At 60.1% G+C, this 16,134-nt stretch carries 12 protein-coding genes; 5 read left to right on the top strand and 7 right to left on the bottom strand.

Annotated elements, in window-relative coordinates; all coding sequences use genetic code 11:
- Positions 1-28: 28 nt before the first annotated feature.
- The 6 genes from rsmA to lptF form a co-directional block, all read right to left on the bottom strand.
- Positions 29-871, bottom strand: coding sequence for a 16S rRNA (adenine(1518)-N(6)/adenine(1519)-N(6))-dimethyltransferase RsmA (rsmA, locus tag V6L75_RS01635; RefSeq protein WP_334249788.1), 843 nt, complete (start codon positions 869-871; stop codon positions 29-31).
- On the bottom strand, positions 872-1,900 hold the full coding sequence (gene pdxA / locus V6L75_RS01630) for a 4-hydroxythreonine-4-phosphate dehydrogenase PdxA (protein WP_334249787.1): 1,029 nt from the start codon (positions 1,898-1,900) through the stop codon (positions 872-874).
- A 22-nt stretch (positions 1,901-1,922) separates the two neighbouring features.
- Positions 1,923-2,849: a peptidylprolyl isomerase gene (locus V6L75_RS01625; RefSeq protein ID WP_334249786.1), complete on the bottom strand. Its 927-nt coding sequence runs from the start codon at positions 2,847-2,849 to the stop codon at positions 1,923-1,925.
- Between the two features lie 239 nt (positions 2,850-3,088).
- Positions 3,089-5,479 carry an LPS-assembly protein LptD gene (locus V6L75_RS01620; protein ID WP_334249785.1) on the bottom strand — a complete coding sequence of 797 codons (2,391 nt, stop codon included), beginning with the start codon at positions 5,477-5,479 and terminating at the stop codon, positions 3,089-3,091.
- Positions 5,480-6,571 carry an LPS export ABC transporter permease LptG gene (lptG, locus tag V6L75_RS01615; RefSeq protein WP_334250008.1) on the bottom strand — a complete coding sequence of 364 codons (1,092 nt, stop codon included), beginning with the start codon at positions 6,569-6,571 and terminating at the stop codon, positions 5,480-5,482.
- A 5-nt stretch (positions 6,572-6,576) separates the two neighbouring features.
- Entirely contained in the window at positions 6,577-7,764 is a 1,188-nt protein-coding gene (gene lptF / locus V6L75_RS01610; protein WP_334249784.1) for an LPS export ABC transporter permease LptF, read from the bottom strand.
- A 210-nt stretch (positions 7,765-7,974) separates the two neighbouring features.
- Between lptF and V6L75_RS01605 the strand changes: the two genes are divergently transcribed.
- The 5 genes from V6L75_RS01605 (at position 7,975) to V6L75_RS01585 (ending at position 14,004) form a co-directional block, all read left to right on the top strand.
- Complete coding sequence (locus V6L75_RS01605; protein ID WP_334249783.1) at positions 7,975-9,474, top strand: leucyl aminopeptidase; 1,500 nt, start codon at positions 7,975-7,977, stop codon at positions 9,472-9,474.
- 72 nt (positions 9,475-9,546) lie between these two features.
- The gene (locus V6L75_RS01600) at positions 9,547-10,167 is read left to right on the top strand and encodes an FMN-binding negative transcriptional regulator (protein WP_334249782.1); all 621 of its coding nucleotides are present in this window, start codon (positions 9,547-9,549) and stop codon (positions 10,165-10,167) included.
- A 611-nt stretch (positions 10,168-10,778) separates the two neighbouring features.
- Positions 10,779-11,231: a DNA polymerase III subunit chi gene (locus V6L75_RS01595; protein WP_334249781.1), complete on the top strand. Its 453-nt coding sequence runs from the start codon at positions 10,779-10,781 to the stop codon at positions 11,229-11,231.
- Between the two features lie 377 nt (positions 11,232-11,608).
- Positions 11,609-12,706, top strand: coding sequence for a carboxynorspermidine decarboxylase (locus tag V6L75_RS01590; RefSeq protein ID WP_334249780.1), 1,098 nt, complete (start codon positions 11,609-11,611; stop codon positions 12,704-12,706).
- 59 nt (positions 12,707-12,765) lie between these two features.
- Positions 12,766-14,004, top strand: coding sequence for a saccharopine dehydrogenase family protein (locus V6L75_RS01585; protein ID WP_334249779.1), 1,239 nt, complete (start codon positions 12,766-12,768; stop codon positions 14,002-14,004).
- A gap of 221 nt (positions 14,005-14,225) precedes the next feature.
- On the opposite strand, the gene V6L75_RS01580 is transcribed toward V6L75_RS01585, so the two are convergent.
- Positions 14,226-16,052: a putative bifunctional diguanylate cyclase/phosphodiesterase gene (locus tag V6L75_RS01580; protein WP_334249778.1), complete on the bottom strand. Its 1,827-nt coding sequence runs from the start codon at positions 16,050-16,052 to the stop codon at positions 14,226-14,228.
- Between the last annotated feature and the right edge of the window lie 82 nt (positions 16,053-16,134).

Raw genomic sequence — 16,134 nt, 5'->3', positions numbered from 1 at the left:
CCGGCTTGCTTCGATGCCGCAGCTGAGATCAAGCCTGCGCAAACCGGCTTGCGAGCGCAACAAATCCGGCGATGTCGATCTCTTCGGCCCGTGCTGTCGGCGCAAGTCCGCAATCGCTGATCCGCGCTTCGGCATCGGACTTCAAGCTCTTGAGTGATGCACGCAACATCTTGCGGCGCTGACCGAAGGCCGCTGCCGTCACCCGCTCCAGATCCTTCAGATCACAGGGCAGGGGCGAGGGATTCGGCGTGAGCTGGACCACCGACGATGTAACCTTCGGCGGCGGTGTGAAGGCCTGCGGATTCAGGTCAAACAGGATCTTCGCCCGCGTCCGCCATCCCGCCAGCACGCCAAGCCGGCCATAGGCATCATCCTCAACTGTGGCCACGATGCGCTCGGCCACTTCCTTCTGGAACATCAGCGTCAGCGAGTCCCAGAACGGCGGCCACGTGGGAGAGGTTATCCAGTTGAGCAGGAGCTGGGTGCCGACATTATAGGGCAGGTTGGCGACGATCTTGACCGGATAGCCTTCACTCAACGTGGCCGGATCAATCGTCAGCGCGTCGGCTTCAAGCACCTCCAGGCGGCCCGGGTAATGCGCCGAGACTTCCGCAAGAGCTGGAAGGCAGCGGCTGTCCTTTTCGATGGCCACCACCTTGCGCGCGCCATTTGCAAGCAGCGCCCGGGTTAGGCCGCCAGGACCGGGACCGACCTCGACCACGGTGCAGGCCGAGAGGTCACCGGCCGAGCGCGCGATGCGGGATGTGAGATTGAGGTCCAGCAGGAAATTCTGGCCAAGCGACTTCTTCGCGTCGAGGCCGTGCATGCGGATGACCTCGCGCAGCGGGGGCAGATCGTCGATCTGGCTCATTCAAGGTTCTCCGGCAATATGCTCCGGCTCAGCCAGGACGGCGGCCATGCGCAAGGCGGCTGCAAGGCTCTGCGGCCTTGCCTTGCCTGTGCCTGCAATATCGAAAGCGGTGCCATGATCGGGCGAGGTACGCACGAACGGCAGGCCGAGGGTTACGTTAACGGTGTCGTCAAAGGCAATGGTTTTCACCGGGATCAGCACCTGGTCGTGATACATGCCGAGCACGCAGTCATAGGTCTTGCGCGCCTCCGGATGGAATAGGGTATCGGCCGGCCAGGGGCCGCTGACATCCAGGCCCTCATTGCGCAGCTGCTCAAGGGCTGGCGCTATGACATCGATATCTTCCCGTCCCATGCTGCCGCCTTCACCGGCGTGCGGATTGAGGCCTGCAACGGCGATGCGTGGTTTGGATAGGCCAAACCGCTTGCGGAAGTCCCTGTCCACAATGCGCGCGGCCTCAAGGATGAGGTCAGCCGTCAGCGTGGCGGGAACGGCACTGAGCGGAATATGGACGGTGACGGGCACCACCATCAGTTCAGGCCCCGCCAGCAGCATCACGGGTGTATGGGGCCCGGCCCCAAACTGTGCGGCCAGCACTCCCAGATACTCGGTATGGCCAGGATGGCGGAAACCGGCGTCATAGAGCGTTTTCTTGGCGATAGGATTGGTGACGACGGCAGCAGCCCGGCCTTTGCGCACATCGGTCACACAGGCGTCAATCGAGGCGATGACGGCGCCGGCGGTTGATGAATCCGGCTCTCCCGGCAGATCAGCCACGCTTTGACCGGCCGAAACCACCGGAAGCGCGCCGGAGAATGCTTCGCAGGCATCTTCCGGGGCCACTTCGATGATGGGCACGTCGAGGCCTAGCCGCGCGGCTCTGCTGCGCAAGAGATCAGGATCTGTCCGGACATAGAAGGGCGGCAGCGCCATTAGGCCCCGCTCTGCCCAGCATTGCAGGGTGACATCCGGTCCGATGCCTGCGGGTTCGCCGCTTGTCACGGCAAGCGGAAGACGGATGTCAGCCATCAGCGGAACCTTGCCCGGTTTGTTACCTGTAGGAAATTACAGATTGGCGGCGCAGGTCCTGGATGTAGCGCCGGGTCAGCTGCTCGCCTTCCTTCTGGCGCAGCTCGTCCTCGATCTCGGTACGGGCCGCAACATCCGAAGCAAGCTCCCGTTTGCCGCAAACGGCGATCATTTCAAGTCCGCGCGGCGTCACCTGCGGAGGTGTCAGCTGGCCCACGGCCGTCTTCGCGATCACATCCTTCATGTCCGCGGGAAGCTCTGTTTCCAGGCGGAAGCCAACAGTCTTGACCACAACTTCGCTGAACGCCCGGACCTGCTCGGAACTCTGTTCACAGGTCGTGAAGCTCTTGCGCAGCTGTTCGGCTTCTCTTTTCCGCTGAGCCTTGAAACCGCCGGAAGCCTTTTCAGGCACCACGAAGATCACCTGCTCAAGCCGGTACTCGATGCTTTTAAGCGGCTCTTCCTTACCGTCTTTCAGCTTCTGAAGCTGCGCAGCAATGTCGGATTCGCTGACAGACACCCGGCCTTGAAAGCGCTGGCGCAAGATCTGCGACCATGCGATTTCCGTGCGCAGCCGGTCACGGAGTGTATCCGGATCAACACCGCTCTGGCGCAGAGCTGTCGACAGATTGGCGGGGCTGAGCTTGACCCGGGACGCGATCGTGGCGAAGGCATCGTCGATCTGCTTTTTTGACACGGTGATGCCGTAGCGCTTTGCTTCCTTCAGCTTAAGCACCTCGTCGATGAGCTCATCCTGCGCAGCCCTGGTGGCGGCTGCGCCGCTCTTGCGCTCGGTCAGGGAAATGAGGCGGGCACGCTGACCGATCTGGAACGAGGTGATGGCCTGGTCATCCACAACCACCTTGATTGCGGACTGAGCTTGAGTGCCGACAGGTGTTGCCGCCACAAGGCAAAGAGCGGCGCAGGCGATCATCAGTGATTTTTTCATCTCATCCCAGCCGGCACGTAATCCCGGCGTCTCCCTTATGACGTCGTGGACATGATCTTGACCTGTAACGAGGTTCACACCGGTTGCGGTCAGTACTTTGGTTCACGCAATGCCCTGAAACAATGGCCAAATTGAGCCGTTTACGCAAGTGCTGGCCATCATTTCACGAACGCTGGGCAGCAAACTCTCCCGGTCAGTCCGGATGCACGAAAGGCAGCATGACGCTGCCTTTCGTTCCGTCACTGGTTGGCAGAGCTGGAAACCTGCGTATCACCAATGGTCCGCAGACCGAAGCGGAAGAAGACCGTCCGGTTGACCGGCTCACCATTGTTGCGGCTGCGATCCTGCTGATACGACAGGGACATGGAGAAGCCCTCGTCGTCATAGCCAACGCCGCCTGAGTCCTGAACGATATTCTCGTTCTTGAGGTCATAGCGCACGCCGCCAAACAGACGCCAGTTCTCGGCGATACGCAGGCTGCTCGAGGCCAGAACTTCTTCCCGGTCATTGTTGATGCCAAGCTGGGGCTGCTTGTCCATGAAGGCATAGGCGAAGGTGCTCACGACAGGACCATAGCTGCCGGTCGCCTGAACCTGAAGGCGCCGCACGGAAAGGTCCTGCTCGTCGAACCGGGCCTGTGAACCGAGGGTGACACCCCGCCGCGTGTCAAGCGCGAAACCTGCCACATAGTCGGATTCACCGGTCTCAAGACCTGACTCAAGCGACGAGCCGAACAGGTCGGGCTTTTCGAAAGAGTTGCGGCCAGACAGGTGGAACGACCTGCCGAATAAGGTGCTCAGATATTCGCCGCTATCAAGCTGGAACTTGTAGCTCAAGCCGAGGTTGGCGCGGGTACCGCCTTCCACGCGGTCGTAGCCGGAGAACTTGTCATAGGCAAACAGGGTCGTTGTATCGAAGACCAGGCTCTGGGCATCTTCGTTCGGCAGTTCCCCGATGCGCTGCTCGTCAGGCCGTACAATGATCTGCGCAATGGGCTCGATGATCTGGTTGCCGCCGTTGAAGCTCGCGATGAAGGGATAGCGGTACTCCAGACCCACAGCCGGCATAACACGGCCAACAAAGGCCTCATCCGTCAGCGTGGTGACGTTCTTGTCCTGTGAGCCAAGGAAGAACAGATCGCCGCGCACATAGGCAAAGGGGGTGAACATCTGACCGATCGGATCGATCAGAGTGCGCCGCCATTGAGTGTTAACGCTCCAGCGGGAGAATGTACCGTCCACGCCCCGATAACGGTTCTCGCCATTGACAGAATATGCGTCCGTTTCGGCGCGCGTCAGGCTGGTGAAGTTGCTCTTGAACGAGAGCTCTCCGCCCGCGATCGGCTGATCGAAGACGTAATTGACATCAGCAACGGGGAAGACGTAGGGCTGCTTGTCCTGCAGCTTCGCTCCGACACGCTCGAACGGACCAATTGGAGCGTTCGATGTGGTGTTGTAGTCTTCCTGGGAAATCGAGAAGGCGTAGCCATAGACGCTGACGGCGTTCCTTTGCCAGATGCGGGAGAGGGAGACTTGCGAAACATCGCTGGCTCCGCCGATGTTCAGACGCTGATAATCTGAGAGGAATGACCGGTCTGACTTGTAGGTCAGGTTCCAGGCAAGCGACCAGCTGTTGAACAGCACGTAGTCACCTTCCGTGTGCAGCACACCGCGCCAGCGTCTGTTACCGCTTTTGGTCAGGAACGCTGAGGGCTCTTTCTGCGAGATGAGCGCGCCCGAAATCAGGTACTTGCCCTGTTCCAGCTCCTGGCGCCACACGGCGGTTCCCAATGCGCCCTGCTTGGTAAAGCCGGTGGCGGCGACGGTCAGGTCATAGTGAGGGTCAAGAGCCAAGTAATAGGGTACGGTCAAGCCGTAGCCCAGATTGGACGAGATAGATGCCGTTGGTGTCAGGAAGCCGGACTTGCGCTTGACGGACGGGTCCGGCATCGACAGGTACGGGATATAAGCCACGGGCATTCCAAAGAATTCCAGCCGTGTGTCCTCGAACCGGACAACCTTCTCTTCCTGATTGTGGATGATCTTCTGGGCACGCAGACGCCACAGCGGCGGCTTCTCTGCGGGTTGCCGCGTGTAAACCGTGTAGAGACCATTGTTGAAGGTCGTTACATTGCTGCCTTCGCGATTGGCGCTCTCCGCGATGAACCTGGTGCGCTGGGGCGAATCGACCTGCAGCGAACGGGCGAAGCCTTCGGCAAAATTGTCCGTAAGCTCCATCTCCTGCGTCGTGATGATGTTGCCATCCGGCTCCGCCATTTTGACGTTACCCTTGGCGAACATGCGCGCAGACCCACGGTCGAAGATCACTTCGTCCGCTTCCAGCGTGTAGCCGTCGTAGAAAATCTGCACCTTGCCGCGCGCCAGAATCTTGTCCCGGTCGTAGTCGTAGGTGAGATCATCGGCCTCCAGCAGCATCTCTGCGTTTGGGTTGACGTTGGTCGAAACCGCTGCAGACGTGGGAGACTGCGCAAGAGCAACAGGCGCGGCCCAGGGGGCAGTGATCAGTGAACAGGCAATAACAGTACCAAGCCCGCGAATCATAAGACCGCGTGCCTGTGTACATCCACCTTTCTTCGGGAAGCGCGACTTGCGACGCATCGTAACCGCCATCTAGCCGTCTTCCTGATTGAGCAGGATCGTCAAACCCATGAGAACTCCAAACACACCTGGGGCCCAGGCAGCTACCACCGGCGGGACGATACCAGCCCCTCCGAGATCGCGTGCGAGCTCAGAGAGAACGTAAAGCACGAACCCGGCGGCGATTCCACCCAGAATCATCTTGCCGAGCCCACCAAAGCGCGAAACCTTTAAAGAAACTGCTGCTGCGATGAGAACCATCGCTAATAAAAGCAGGGGACGGGCCAGAAGCGTTTGATATTGCAGTGTATAGCGATAGGCAGGCAGGCCTGCGCGGCTGGCCAATTCGATAAAGCGTGGCAGGTTCCAGAAAGAGATTGATTCGGGAGAGCCGATGCTCTCGCGCACTTCCGTTGGCGTCAGGAAGGTGCTGACCCGATAGGTGTTATGGTGCTGGGGATCGGCATTGATGCGGTAGACAACTGCATCCTTGAGCACCCAGTAGCCTTCGTTCAGTTCTGCCTCACGCGCTTCGATCCGCTCATCAAAACGTCCCTTGCGATTGAAGGTGAAGATGGTCACGCCGCGCAGGACAGTGCCTTGCGCGAGAAGCTGTTCGGCATTGAGAACGGATTCTCCGTCCAGCCCATCCTGCCGCATCCAGACGGCATTGGTTGTCTGCAGCAGAAAGCTCTCCTCACCGCCAAAGAGCCCGGCAGCCACCTGATCAGACTGCTGCTGCATCCAGACCGCAACAGGATTGTAAACAACAACTGACAGCACACCGAGGATGAGCGCAACCATGGCTGCTGGTGCGCCAAACTGCCAGACGGAAATGCCGGCGGCACGGGTGACGACCAGTTCCAGGCCGCGGCTCAAGGTGACGAAGGCCGAAATGGCACCGAAGAGCACAGCAAAGGGTATGACCTGTTCGAGCAGCAGCGGCACGCGCAGGAGCGAAATGACGCTGACCCGCAGGACAGACAGGTCTCCCTGCTCACCGGCCCGGCGAAGGAGTTCGAGCACGTCGAATAGAAAAATCAGGATCGCTGCGAGCAGGAACAGCCCCAGAATGGAGCGCAGAAACCGCCGCGAGAAATAGAAGGAGAGGGTGGCTCCCAGCATGAGGTTCAGGCTCCCTTCGACATGCGGCGGCCAGCGAGCCTCGCCTGGGTGCGTTCGCTCAAGTCTGTGATCCGGTCGATAAGCCTGGCGAGCCAGTGCGGAGCAGCGCCAGTGTCGGACTGAAGGATGAACCATGCCGGCAGGATGATCCCGATCACAGGCACAGCATAATAGGCGGCGATGAGGGCTGCCTCACTGCCTGCAAGTGAGGTTGCGCCGAAGCCTGCGGTGCGCAGCAGGATGCAGCCGGCAAGCGCGCCAAGCAAGGCAAGACCTCTGTCCTGCCGGGTCGTTCGTGCCTGTCCCAGAAAGGCGAACACAATCAGGCCGAAGGCGATGGCATAAAGTGGCTGGCTGAACCTGTTATGCAGTTCCGCCTTTATGCGAAGCGGATAAAGGCGGGCAAATTCGTCTGGCTCAGGATCGTTGATCAAGGCCCAGGTCGGGCGTTCACTCGCCTTGTAGACTGGCTCTGCCGCATTGGGGATAAGGCTCGACAGATCGAAGGCGTAGGACTGGAACCTGACGATCGAGATGTCGCCGCTCGTCTTCGGACGGCGCTGAATCGTGCCATTCTGCATCACCAGCAGAGTAAGGCCTTCCATCTCCACAATGTGTCCGACCTCTGATTCATAGGTGAAGATCGTTGCCGGATCACGGGTGTCATGCAGCAGGAGGCCGTCCAGCGCACCATCACCGGAGCGGTTGCGGATGTGGAAGGTCAGGCCATCTGCCATGGAAATGAAGCGGCCGGGCTTCACGATGTTGGCCACAAGATCTACCCGCACCCGCGTGATTTCATCGCGCAGCCGCGCCAGCCCCTCCGGCGCAACATAAAGCGACATCACCCCGGTGAGCAGGCAGATACCAAGAGAGAAAATGAGCACAGGCCGCAGCACGAGATAGCGGGAGCCGCCTGTGGCATTGATGACGATCAGCTCGCTGTCGCTGGACAGGGCATTCAGCACCAGAATGAGGGCAATCATCAGCGCAAAGGGCGCAACGATGACCACCAGAAACGGCATAGCCAGCATCGTGATGGAGATGAACTGGACGATGGTCTGCCCTTTGGACGTGACCAGATCCAGCTGGCGCAGCGCCTGCGTCGCCCATACCACACCGGTCATGGCAGCGAGGGTCATCGTGAAGACGAAAACGGACCGGCGGATGATGTAACGTTCGAGTGTCTTCATGCTCTCTGCCGGACTTCAATTCGGTTGGGCCGCAGACCTGTTTCATCCGGAAACGGCATTTGAATGCTGCCGGAGGCTCGCCTGCAGCTGCCTGCCTGACAGCAGATTTATTCGGCAAAGGCTTGCTGCACAAGGCGTATCAGGCCACATTGATGGAATTTGCAGCCTCCTTGCCCGCCTTTGACGGACAAGTGAACCCAAGATGGAAAAATGAACAAGCTTACGAAAATCCAATTCGGCAAGGCCTCTGCTGCGCCGGCTCCTGCCGCTGTCGTTCTGGCCGATGATTCTCTGACCGCCGGTCCGCTGGCCGCCGGACTGCTGGATGCGCTGCCGGGGGGGCTTGCGCGTGCGGCCAGCGCTGGTGGCTTCAAGGGCAAACGCGGCTCGAAGCTGGATCTCGTCGCGCCCGGAGGGCTCGATCTCGATCGTCTTTTCGTCTTCGGCCTTGGCAAGGCGCAGGACATGCAGGACACCGACTGGCTCAAGCTGGGTGGTTCCGTGCAGGCGGCGCTCGCCGGCGCCCGTGCCGCCGATGCCATCGTCTATCTGGAGCTCCCCGGCGGTGGTGAGGTGAGCGCAAATGCGGCTGCCCAGTTCGCGCTCGGGGCAAAGCTGCGCTCCTACAGCTTTGACGCCTACAAGACAAAGAAAGATGAGGATGGCCAGCCAGTCGAGCTGACGCTCAATATCATTGGCCCGGAATCCAAGGCTGCCAAGAAGGCCTTCGCAGATGCAGATGCCGTCGGCGAGGGTGTCCTGCTTGCGCGCGATCTGGTCAATGAGCCGGCCAACGTGCTCGGGCCCGTTGAATTCGCGGACCGCGCTGCGAAGCTCGAAAAACTCGGTGTGGAGATTGAGATCCTCACCGAAAAGGAAATGAAGAAGCTGAAGATGGCAGCGCTTCTTGGCGTGGCGCAGGGCTCTGTCCGTCCGCCGCGGCTTGTCATCATGCGCTGGAACGGCGGCAAGAAGGATGAGCCTCCGGTCGCTTTCGTTGGCAAGGGCGTCGTGTTCGACACCGGTGGCATCTCCATCAAGCCTGCGGCAGGCATGGAAGACATGAAGGGCGACATGGGCGGGGCCGCGGCCGTCACCGGTCTCATGCATGCTTTGGCTGCGCGCAAGGCAAAGGTCAATGCCATCGGCATCATCGGTCTCGTCGAGAACATGCCGGATGGAAACGCCCAGCGTCCCGGTGACATCGTGCGTGCCATGTCCGGCACGACGATCGAGATCCTGAACACGGATGCCGAAGGCCGCCTCGTGCTGGCCGATGCGCTCTGGTACACGCAGGAGCGTTTCAAGCCGAAGTTCATGATTGATCTGGCCACGCTGACCGGCGCCGTGATCATTGCGCTTGGCAACCAGAACGCGGGTCTTTTCTCCAACAACGACGAACTGGCGCAGCGCCTGTTTGCCGCTGGCGAGACGACTGGCGAAAGCGTCTGGCGCCTGCCGCTGTCCAAGGCCTATGACAAGCTGATCGACACCCCGAATGCGGATGTGAAGAACACCGGCGGGCGCACCGCAGGCTCCATCACGGCGGCGCAGTTCCTGCAGCGCTTCGTCAATGATGTGCCGTGGGCGCATCTGGATGTGGCCGGCACGGCCATGGGCTCCGTCAAGGACGAGATCAGCCAGGGCTGGGCGTCAGGCTTCGGTGTGCGTCTTCTCGACCAGCTGGTGCGCGATCACTACGAAGGCTGAGATTGCTCTTAGCTGTTTTGGGGCGGCGGCCTGTCTGCTGCCGCCCCGGCTCCACTTCTGCCGGGGAACGCGATGTATACGCCCGCGCATTTTTCTGAGGCCGATCCGGATGAAATCGAGCGCCTGATCAGCGCCCACCCGCTGGCGGCGGTGGTGGCTGACACGCCGGGCGGACTTTGCGCCAATCATTTGCCGCTGCTGCGGTCCGGTGACAAACTTACCGGACATGTGGCGCTGGCCAATGACATGCACACCGAAGTGCAGGACGGAGCGCCGGTGCTCGCCATTTTTCAGGGCGGAGATGCCTATGTCAGCCCGAACTGGTATCCCAGCAAATCCGAGACGCACCGGGCGGTACCGACCTGGAACTATCAGGTGGTGCATATCCACGGACATATCCGCTGGCTGCGGGAGGCCGCTGCCAAGCGCCGGATCGTCAGCCTCCTGACCAGCCGCCACGAAAAGGCGCTGAACGGGGAGGGGGCCTGGAAGATGGGGGATGCCCCTGCGGATTATCTTGAAGACATGACCGGCAAGATCGTTGCGCTGGAAATCTCCATCGAACGCGTTGAGGCTAAATCCAAGCTGAACCAGAACCATCCCGGGGAGAACCGCAGGGCGGTTGCGGATGAATTTGCGGCGCGCGGCCATGACGAGCTTGCAGCTGCGATGCGCCGCAAGAACGGTAATTGAGGCGCAGCAGGTCAGATCCAGCGTCTGCTATCCACAGGATTTCAACAAAAAACCCGCCGGTTTTCCAGCGGGTTTTCCATATGCTTCTTCACAGGATGGCTGCAGAGTGTGCGGCGCAGAAGCCGCAGATCTCAACAGGCCTTGTAGGTCTGGCACTGCGTGGTGTTTTCCGTCACCACCAGGCCGAGTGCGGCAGTCGCTCCGGCCAGACCCATGACCATCGTAAAGAACAACGCAACGCGAACGAGCATTCAAACCCCCGGAAAATCGGGCCTGAAAGGCCCAGAAACTTCTGCGCCGGTTCATTCAGAATCGACCTGAATGTTTTCCGGTTTGTTCACCGTACCAGCCGCGCATTTGCGAGCGGTTAATGCTGGATGCGGGTTGGCTTGTCTATCCGGTTACGTCACACTCTGCCGGATTGGCCCTGCATGTTGCGCGGCGGCATCACCTTTGTGGCGCTGGTGTGGCTGACGCGGGCAATCGGGGGGCAGGCTGCCCGTAGGGTGAGCCCTTTCCCGGTGTCCGTCAGCATCGAAAGAGCGGGTACAACTTCAGGCACAGATGTGCGAAACCGTGGCAAATGCCGGGAAACACGTGAGGAATCAGCCGTGAGCACGGAAGTCCTGTTCTACCATCTGACAAGACAGCCTCTGGAAGAGGTGCTGCCGGGGCTTCTCCTGAAATGTCTGGAGCGGGACTGGAAGGTGGTGGTGCAATGCGGATCTGAGGAGCGTTGCGCGGCACTGGATGCACACCTGTGGAGCTTTTCCGATCACGAGTTCCTTCCGCATGGCACCATTGCCGATGGCTTTCCCGAGCATCAGCCGGTGTTCCTCACCGTAGGACAGGACAATCCAAACAGCGCGGAAGTACGCTTTCTGGTGGACCGGGCCGTGCCGCCACCCATCGATGGCTATGGCCGGGTCGTCGTCATGTTTGACGGAAATGATCAGGAAGCTCTGGCGGACGCGCGTCAGCACTGGAAGCTGTTCAAGGGGCAGGGGGCGGAAGTCACCTATTGGCAGCAGCGCGATGGTGGCGGCTGGGAGCGCAAGGCCTGAGGCCGCTGCCGTCTTCACGAATACTTTTTATGGATTGCTTGGCTGGCTCAAGATTAGCGCATAAGCCGTTTCGTAACCTGGTAGCAGCGGGTCGTCTAGCGTTCTTGCTTCTCACTGCAAGCGTCTAACGTGCCATGTCTTGAAAATGCGCGAGTGAATTTTTCTTGCGCAGCCTTGGTAAGGAACTTGCATTTTATACCACGGCAGCAGTCATGAGGCCTTTGGCTTGCGTCCGTGCTATTTGCCATCTGGTGAGGAAAAGGCACGTAAATCATCCCTGGGCGCCGATTTTCATTGAGTGTTGCGGCCAAAGGGGGTACAGCCCCCGCAACAGGTTTTGTCCCTGTCCTCAGGACCGGATCCGCAAAGGGCACGAGATGATTTCCACCCCCTATTATCTGATCGACAAGTCGAAGCTTCTGCCGAACATGGAGAAGATCGCATGGCTGCGTGAGGCGTCTGGCGCAAAGTCGCTGCTGGCGCTGAAGTGCTTTGCGTCCTGGTCCGTGTTCGATTTCATGTCGAACTACATGGACGGCACCACCTCGTCGTCGCTCTATGAGGTGAAGCTCGGCCGGGAAAAGTTCCCAGGCGAGACACACGCCTATTCGGTGGCCTATGCGCCGGATGAGATCGACGAGGTGATTGCCTCGTCCGACAAGATCATCTTCAACACCATTGGCCAGCTCGAGCGTTTCGAGAGCCAGTCGGCGAACCATGTGCGCGGCCTGCGCGTCAATCCGGGCGTCTCGACCTCGGATTTCGATCTGGCTGATCCGGCCCGCCCGTTCTCGCGTCTTGGTGAGCACGATCCGGAGACGATCGCAAAGGCTGCGGACAAGATTACCGGCTTCATGTTCCACAACAACTGTGAGAACGCCGATTTCGACCGGTTCGACGGCATGCTTGGCCATATCGAGCAGCGTTTCGGATTCCTCATCCGTCAGATGGAATGGATAAGCCTCGGCGGCGGCATTCATTTCACCGGCGAGGGCTATCCGCTGGAGAAGTTCGCCGAGCGGCTGAAGCGCTTTGCGGGCGAAAACGAAGTGCAGGTCTATCTGGAGCCCGGCGAAGCGGCGATCACCAAATCCACCACGCTGGAAGTGACCGTGCTGGACACGCTGCACAACGGCAAGAACCTTGCCATCGTCGACAGCTCCATCGAGGCGCATATGCTGGATCTGCTGATCTACCGGCAGAGTGCCAAGGTCGAGCCCAATGCGGGTGATCACGAGTGGATGGTCTGCGGCAAGTCCTGCCTTGCGGGCGACATCTTCGGCGAGTTCCGCTTTGAAAAGCCTCTGGCTGCCGGTGACCGGCTCTCCATCCAGGATGCGGCCGGCTACACCATGGTCAAGAAGAACTGGTTCAATGGCGTGAAGATGCCGGCAATCGCGGTGAAGGAGCTGGACGGCTCCGTGCGCCTTGCCCGGGATTTCACCTATGACGATTTCACGGCGGCCCTGTCGTGACTTCAGCCTCACCTTGAGGCTGTACAACCCTTAGAGACCCAAGGAGGACTATGGGCGAAATGAAGCGCAACGTACTCATCATCGGCGCCGGTGGCGTAGCGCAGGTTGTCGCGCATAAATGTGCGCAGAACAACGACCTGCTCGGCGACATTCATATTGCTTCGCGCACCGTTGCGAAGTGTGAGCGGATTCTGGACAGCGTCCGCGAAAAAGGCAGCCTGAAGGTCGAGGGTGTTCTTCAAGCCCATGCCCTCAATGCGATGGACAGTGCCGCCGTTGCGGACCTGATCCGCAAGACTGGCGTGCAGATCGTCATCAACGTCGGTTCCGCCTTCGTCAACATGACCGTGCTGGAAGCCTGCATCGAGACCGGTGCCGCCTACATGGATACGGCCATCCACGAAGACCCGAAGAAGATCTGCGAGACGCCGCCCTGGTACGGCAATTACGAGTGGAAGCGCCGCGAGCGCTGCGCCGAGAAGGGCATCACCGCCATTCTGGGTGTCGGCTTTGATCCGGGCGTGGTCAATGCCTACGCGCGCCTCGCCATCGATGAATATGTGACCGAGCCGGAGTCGATCGATATCATCGACATCAACGCCGGTTCGCATGGCCGCTGGTTCTCCACGAACTTCGATCCGGAGATCAACTTCCGCGAGTTCACCGGCACGGTCTATTCCTGGCAGCAGGGCGCCTGGCAGTCGAACAAGATGTTCGAGGTCGGCAAGGTGTGGGACATGCCGGTCGTCGGCGAGCAGCAGACATACATGACCGGTCATGACGAGGTACACTCGCTTTCTGCCAACTATCCGCAGGCGGACGTGCGCTTCTGGATGGGCTTCTCCGATCACTACATCAACGTCTTCACCGTGCTGAAGAACCTCGGCCTCCTGTCCGAGCAGCCGGTCAAGACGGCGGAAGGCGTGGAAGTCGTGCCGCTGAAGGTGGTCAAGGCCGTGCTGCCGGACCCGTCCTCGCTTGCGCCCGACTACACCGGCAAGACCTGCATTGGCACGCTGGTGAAGGGCAAGAAGGACGGCAAGCCAGCCGAAGTGCTCGTCTTCAATGTGGCCGACCACAAGGAAGCCTACAACGAAGTCGGTTCGCAGGGCATCAGCTACACCGCCGGCGTGCCGCCGGTCGCTGCCGCCATGCTTATCGCTGATGGCACCTGGGACGTTGGCGCGATGAAGAATGTCGAGGAGCTGGACCCCAAACCCTTCCTCGCCATCCTCAACCGCATCGGCCTGCCGACCGAAATCAAGGACGCCTCCGGCACCCGGCCCTTCACGGCCTGACCCGGACTGCCGCCAAGAACTTCTCAGGCCTCCGGGAAACCGGGGGCCTGATTTGTATTTGGGGGATATGGCCGGGGCGCTCAACCCATCCCCGTCATGCCACGGCTCGACGGAGGCGGGGAGAGGCCGGTTTGGTGATCCTTCTTCGCAGGCCTTTGACTGCCTGAAGAACGGCAGCGTGCCGTAAACCCGTCGCGCATCAGCGCGCGTGATCATCCGGTCTACTGGCTGCAGACCTGCTCCGCCATCCTGTTCAGCAGGAGAAGAACATCGGAAAGCGGCATAGGCTGGCCGAGAAGATAGCCCTGCACCTGTGGACAGCCTATGCTGCGCAAAAGCTCCATCTGGTCTTCTCTTTCGACACCCTCGGCAATCACCAGCATGCCGAGAGATTTTCCAAGGTCTATGATGCTGTGCATGATCTCCCTGACACGCAGGTTCGGGTCATCGGGATCAAAACGGGCAATGAAACTCCGGTCAATCTTGAGAATGTCGACCGGCACCCAGCTGAGATACTCAAATGACGAGTAACCTTTGCCGAAGTCGTCCAGCGCCACCCGCACGCCAAGAGCCCGCCATTCGTTGAGCCGTTCCACCGCAGCCTTTTCGTTGTCCAGAAACACCGATTCCGTGATTTCCAGCTCCAGCCGCTGTGCCGGTAGACCGGTCCGGGCAAGGATGTCCGCGACTTTCTGCGCAAAGCGTGCATTGCCGACCTGAACCGGAGAGACGTTGACGGCAACGCTGAGATGGCCGGGCCATGTGCTGGCCTGTTCGCAGGCTGTCGCAAGCACCCATTCGCCCACCTGATCGATCAGGCCTGTTTCCTCCAGAATGGGAATGAACCGGCTTGGGGGAACGGGACGGTTGTGCTGGTTGCGCCAGCGCAGCAGCGCTTCGAAGCCAATCAGCCGGCGCGTCATGGTGCAAAAGCGGGGCTGGTAATGCAGTTCAAACTTCTGCTCTGAAACGGCTGCCCGCAATGCGGCAACCAGATTCCGGCGGCTGTTGAGTTCATCCAGCATGATCGGCCGGAAGAAGGCGTAATCGCTGCGTTTCGACTTGCGGCTCTTGGCGTGGTACATCGCAACGTCAGCATCAACCAGAATATCACGTCGGATGGCGCGTTCTCCGGTGGCGATGGCAATGCCGATACTGCATCCCATCCGGAAGACCCGCGTGTTGGACTCCAATGGGCTGCCAATGCAGGTAATCAGCTGGCGGGCCAGTGACCGCAGAGCCATTCTGGAGGTCTGGTTCTCCAGGACGATGACGAACTCGTCACCGCCAAGCCGGGCGATGGTGCTCTGTTCACCTCCGCCGGCAGATGCGATCCGCTCTGCCAGGGCCTTGAGCACCTGATCTCCGGTGTCATGCCCATAGGCATCATTCACAGCCTTGAAATCATTGAGATCGATCAGCAGCACGGCGAAACCGCTGATCTCACCGGCCTCAAGTCTGGCTGAAACGTCCGTGATGTGCTGGCGCAGGAAGGCACGGTTGTGCAGCCCCGTCAGTACATCGCGGAAGACAAGTTCCTTCAGTTCACGCTCCCGCTCGCGCAGCTGTGCCGTGATCTGCCACTGTTCCGTGATATCGATGCGGCGCGACATGGTGGCGCCTGTTCTGGACTTCATGCGGAAGTAGATATAGGTCCTGCCGCCAAGGGTCTGGATTTCCCTATGGTGATCAACGAGCGTGCTGGCGAGCTGGGCACGCCCGGCGAGATAGGCATCGGGATTCGTGCGGGCGAGGGGATCATCGATGATGCCAGCCTCAAGATCGAGCTTGTAGAGATCTAGGTGCCGTGCCCCAAGCAGCCCTTGCCGCCCGGGATAATGCGGAAAGACCCGGTGGTATGCCGGATTGGAAAACACCACACCATCTTCCTCATCGTAAAAGGAGATGGCCTCCTCGCTTTGCTCCAGTGCCTCCAGCACCATCTGCGTGAGCTTCTGGCGCTGCAGCGTGCGCAGGCTGCTGGCTGTCAGGCGGATGAGATGCTGACGCACCGCCTGCTTTCCGGCATCAAGCGGCGGGCAGCGCATGATGGCTCCGCCGATTACCTGCCCGTCACTGTGAAGCCGGTAAAATGCCGGTGGTTCAAGGTCTGAGGTTCCGCCCGGCTCA

The sequence above is a fragment of the Pannonibacter anstelovis genome, assembly GCF_036881715.1.
GTDB lineage: Bacteria > Pseudomonadota > Alphaproteobacteria > Rhizobiales > Stappiaceae > Pannonibacter > Pannonibacter anstelovis.
Note: the sequence above shows the minus strand (reverse complement) of the source record. Positions and strands in the feature narration are given on the sequence as shown.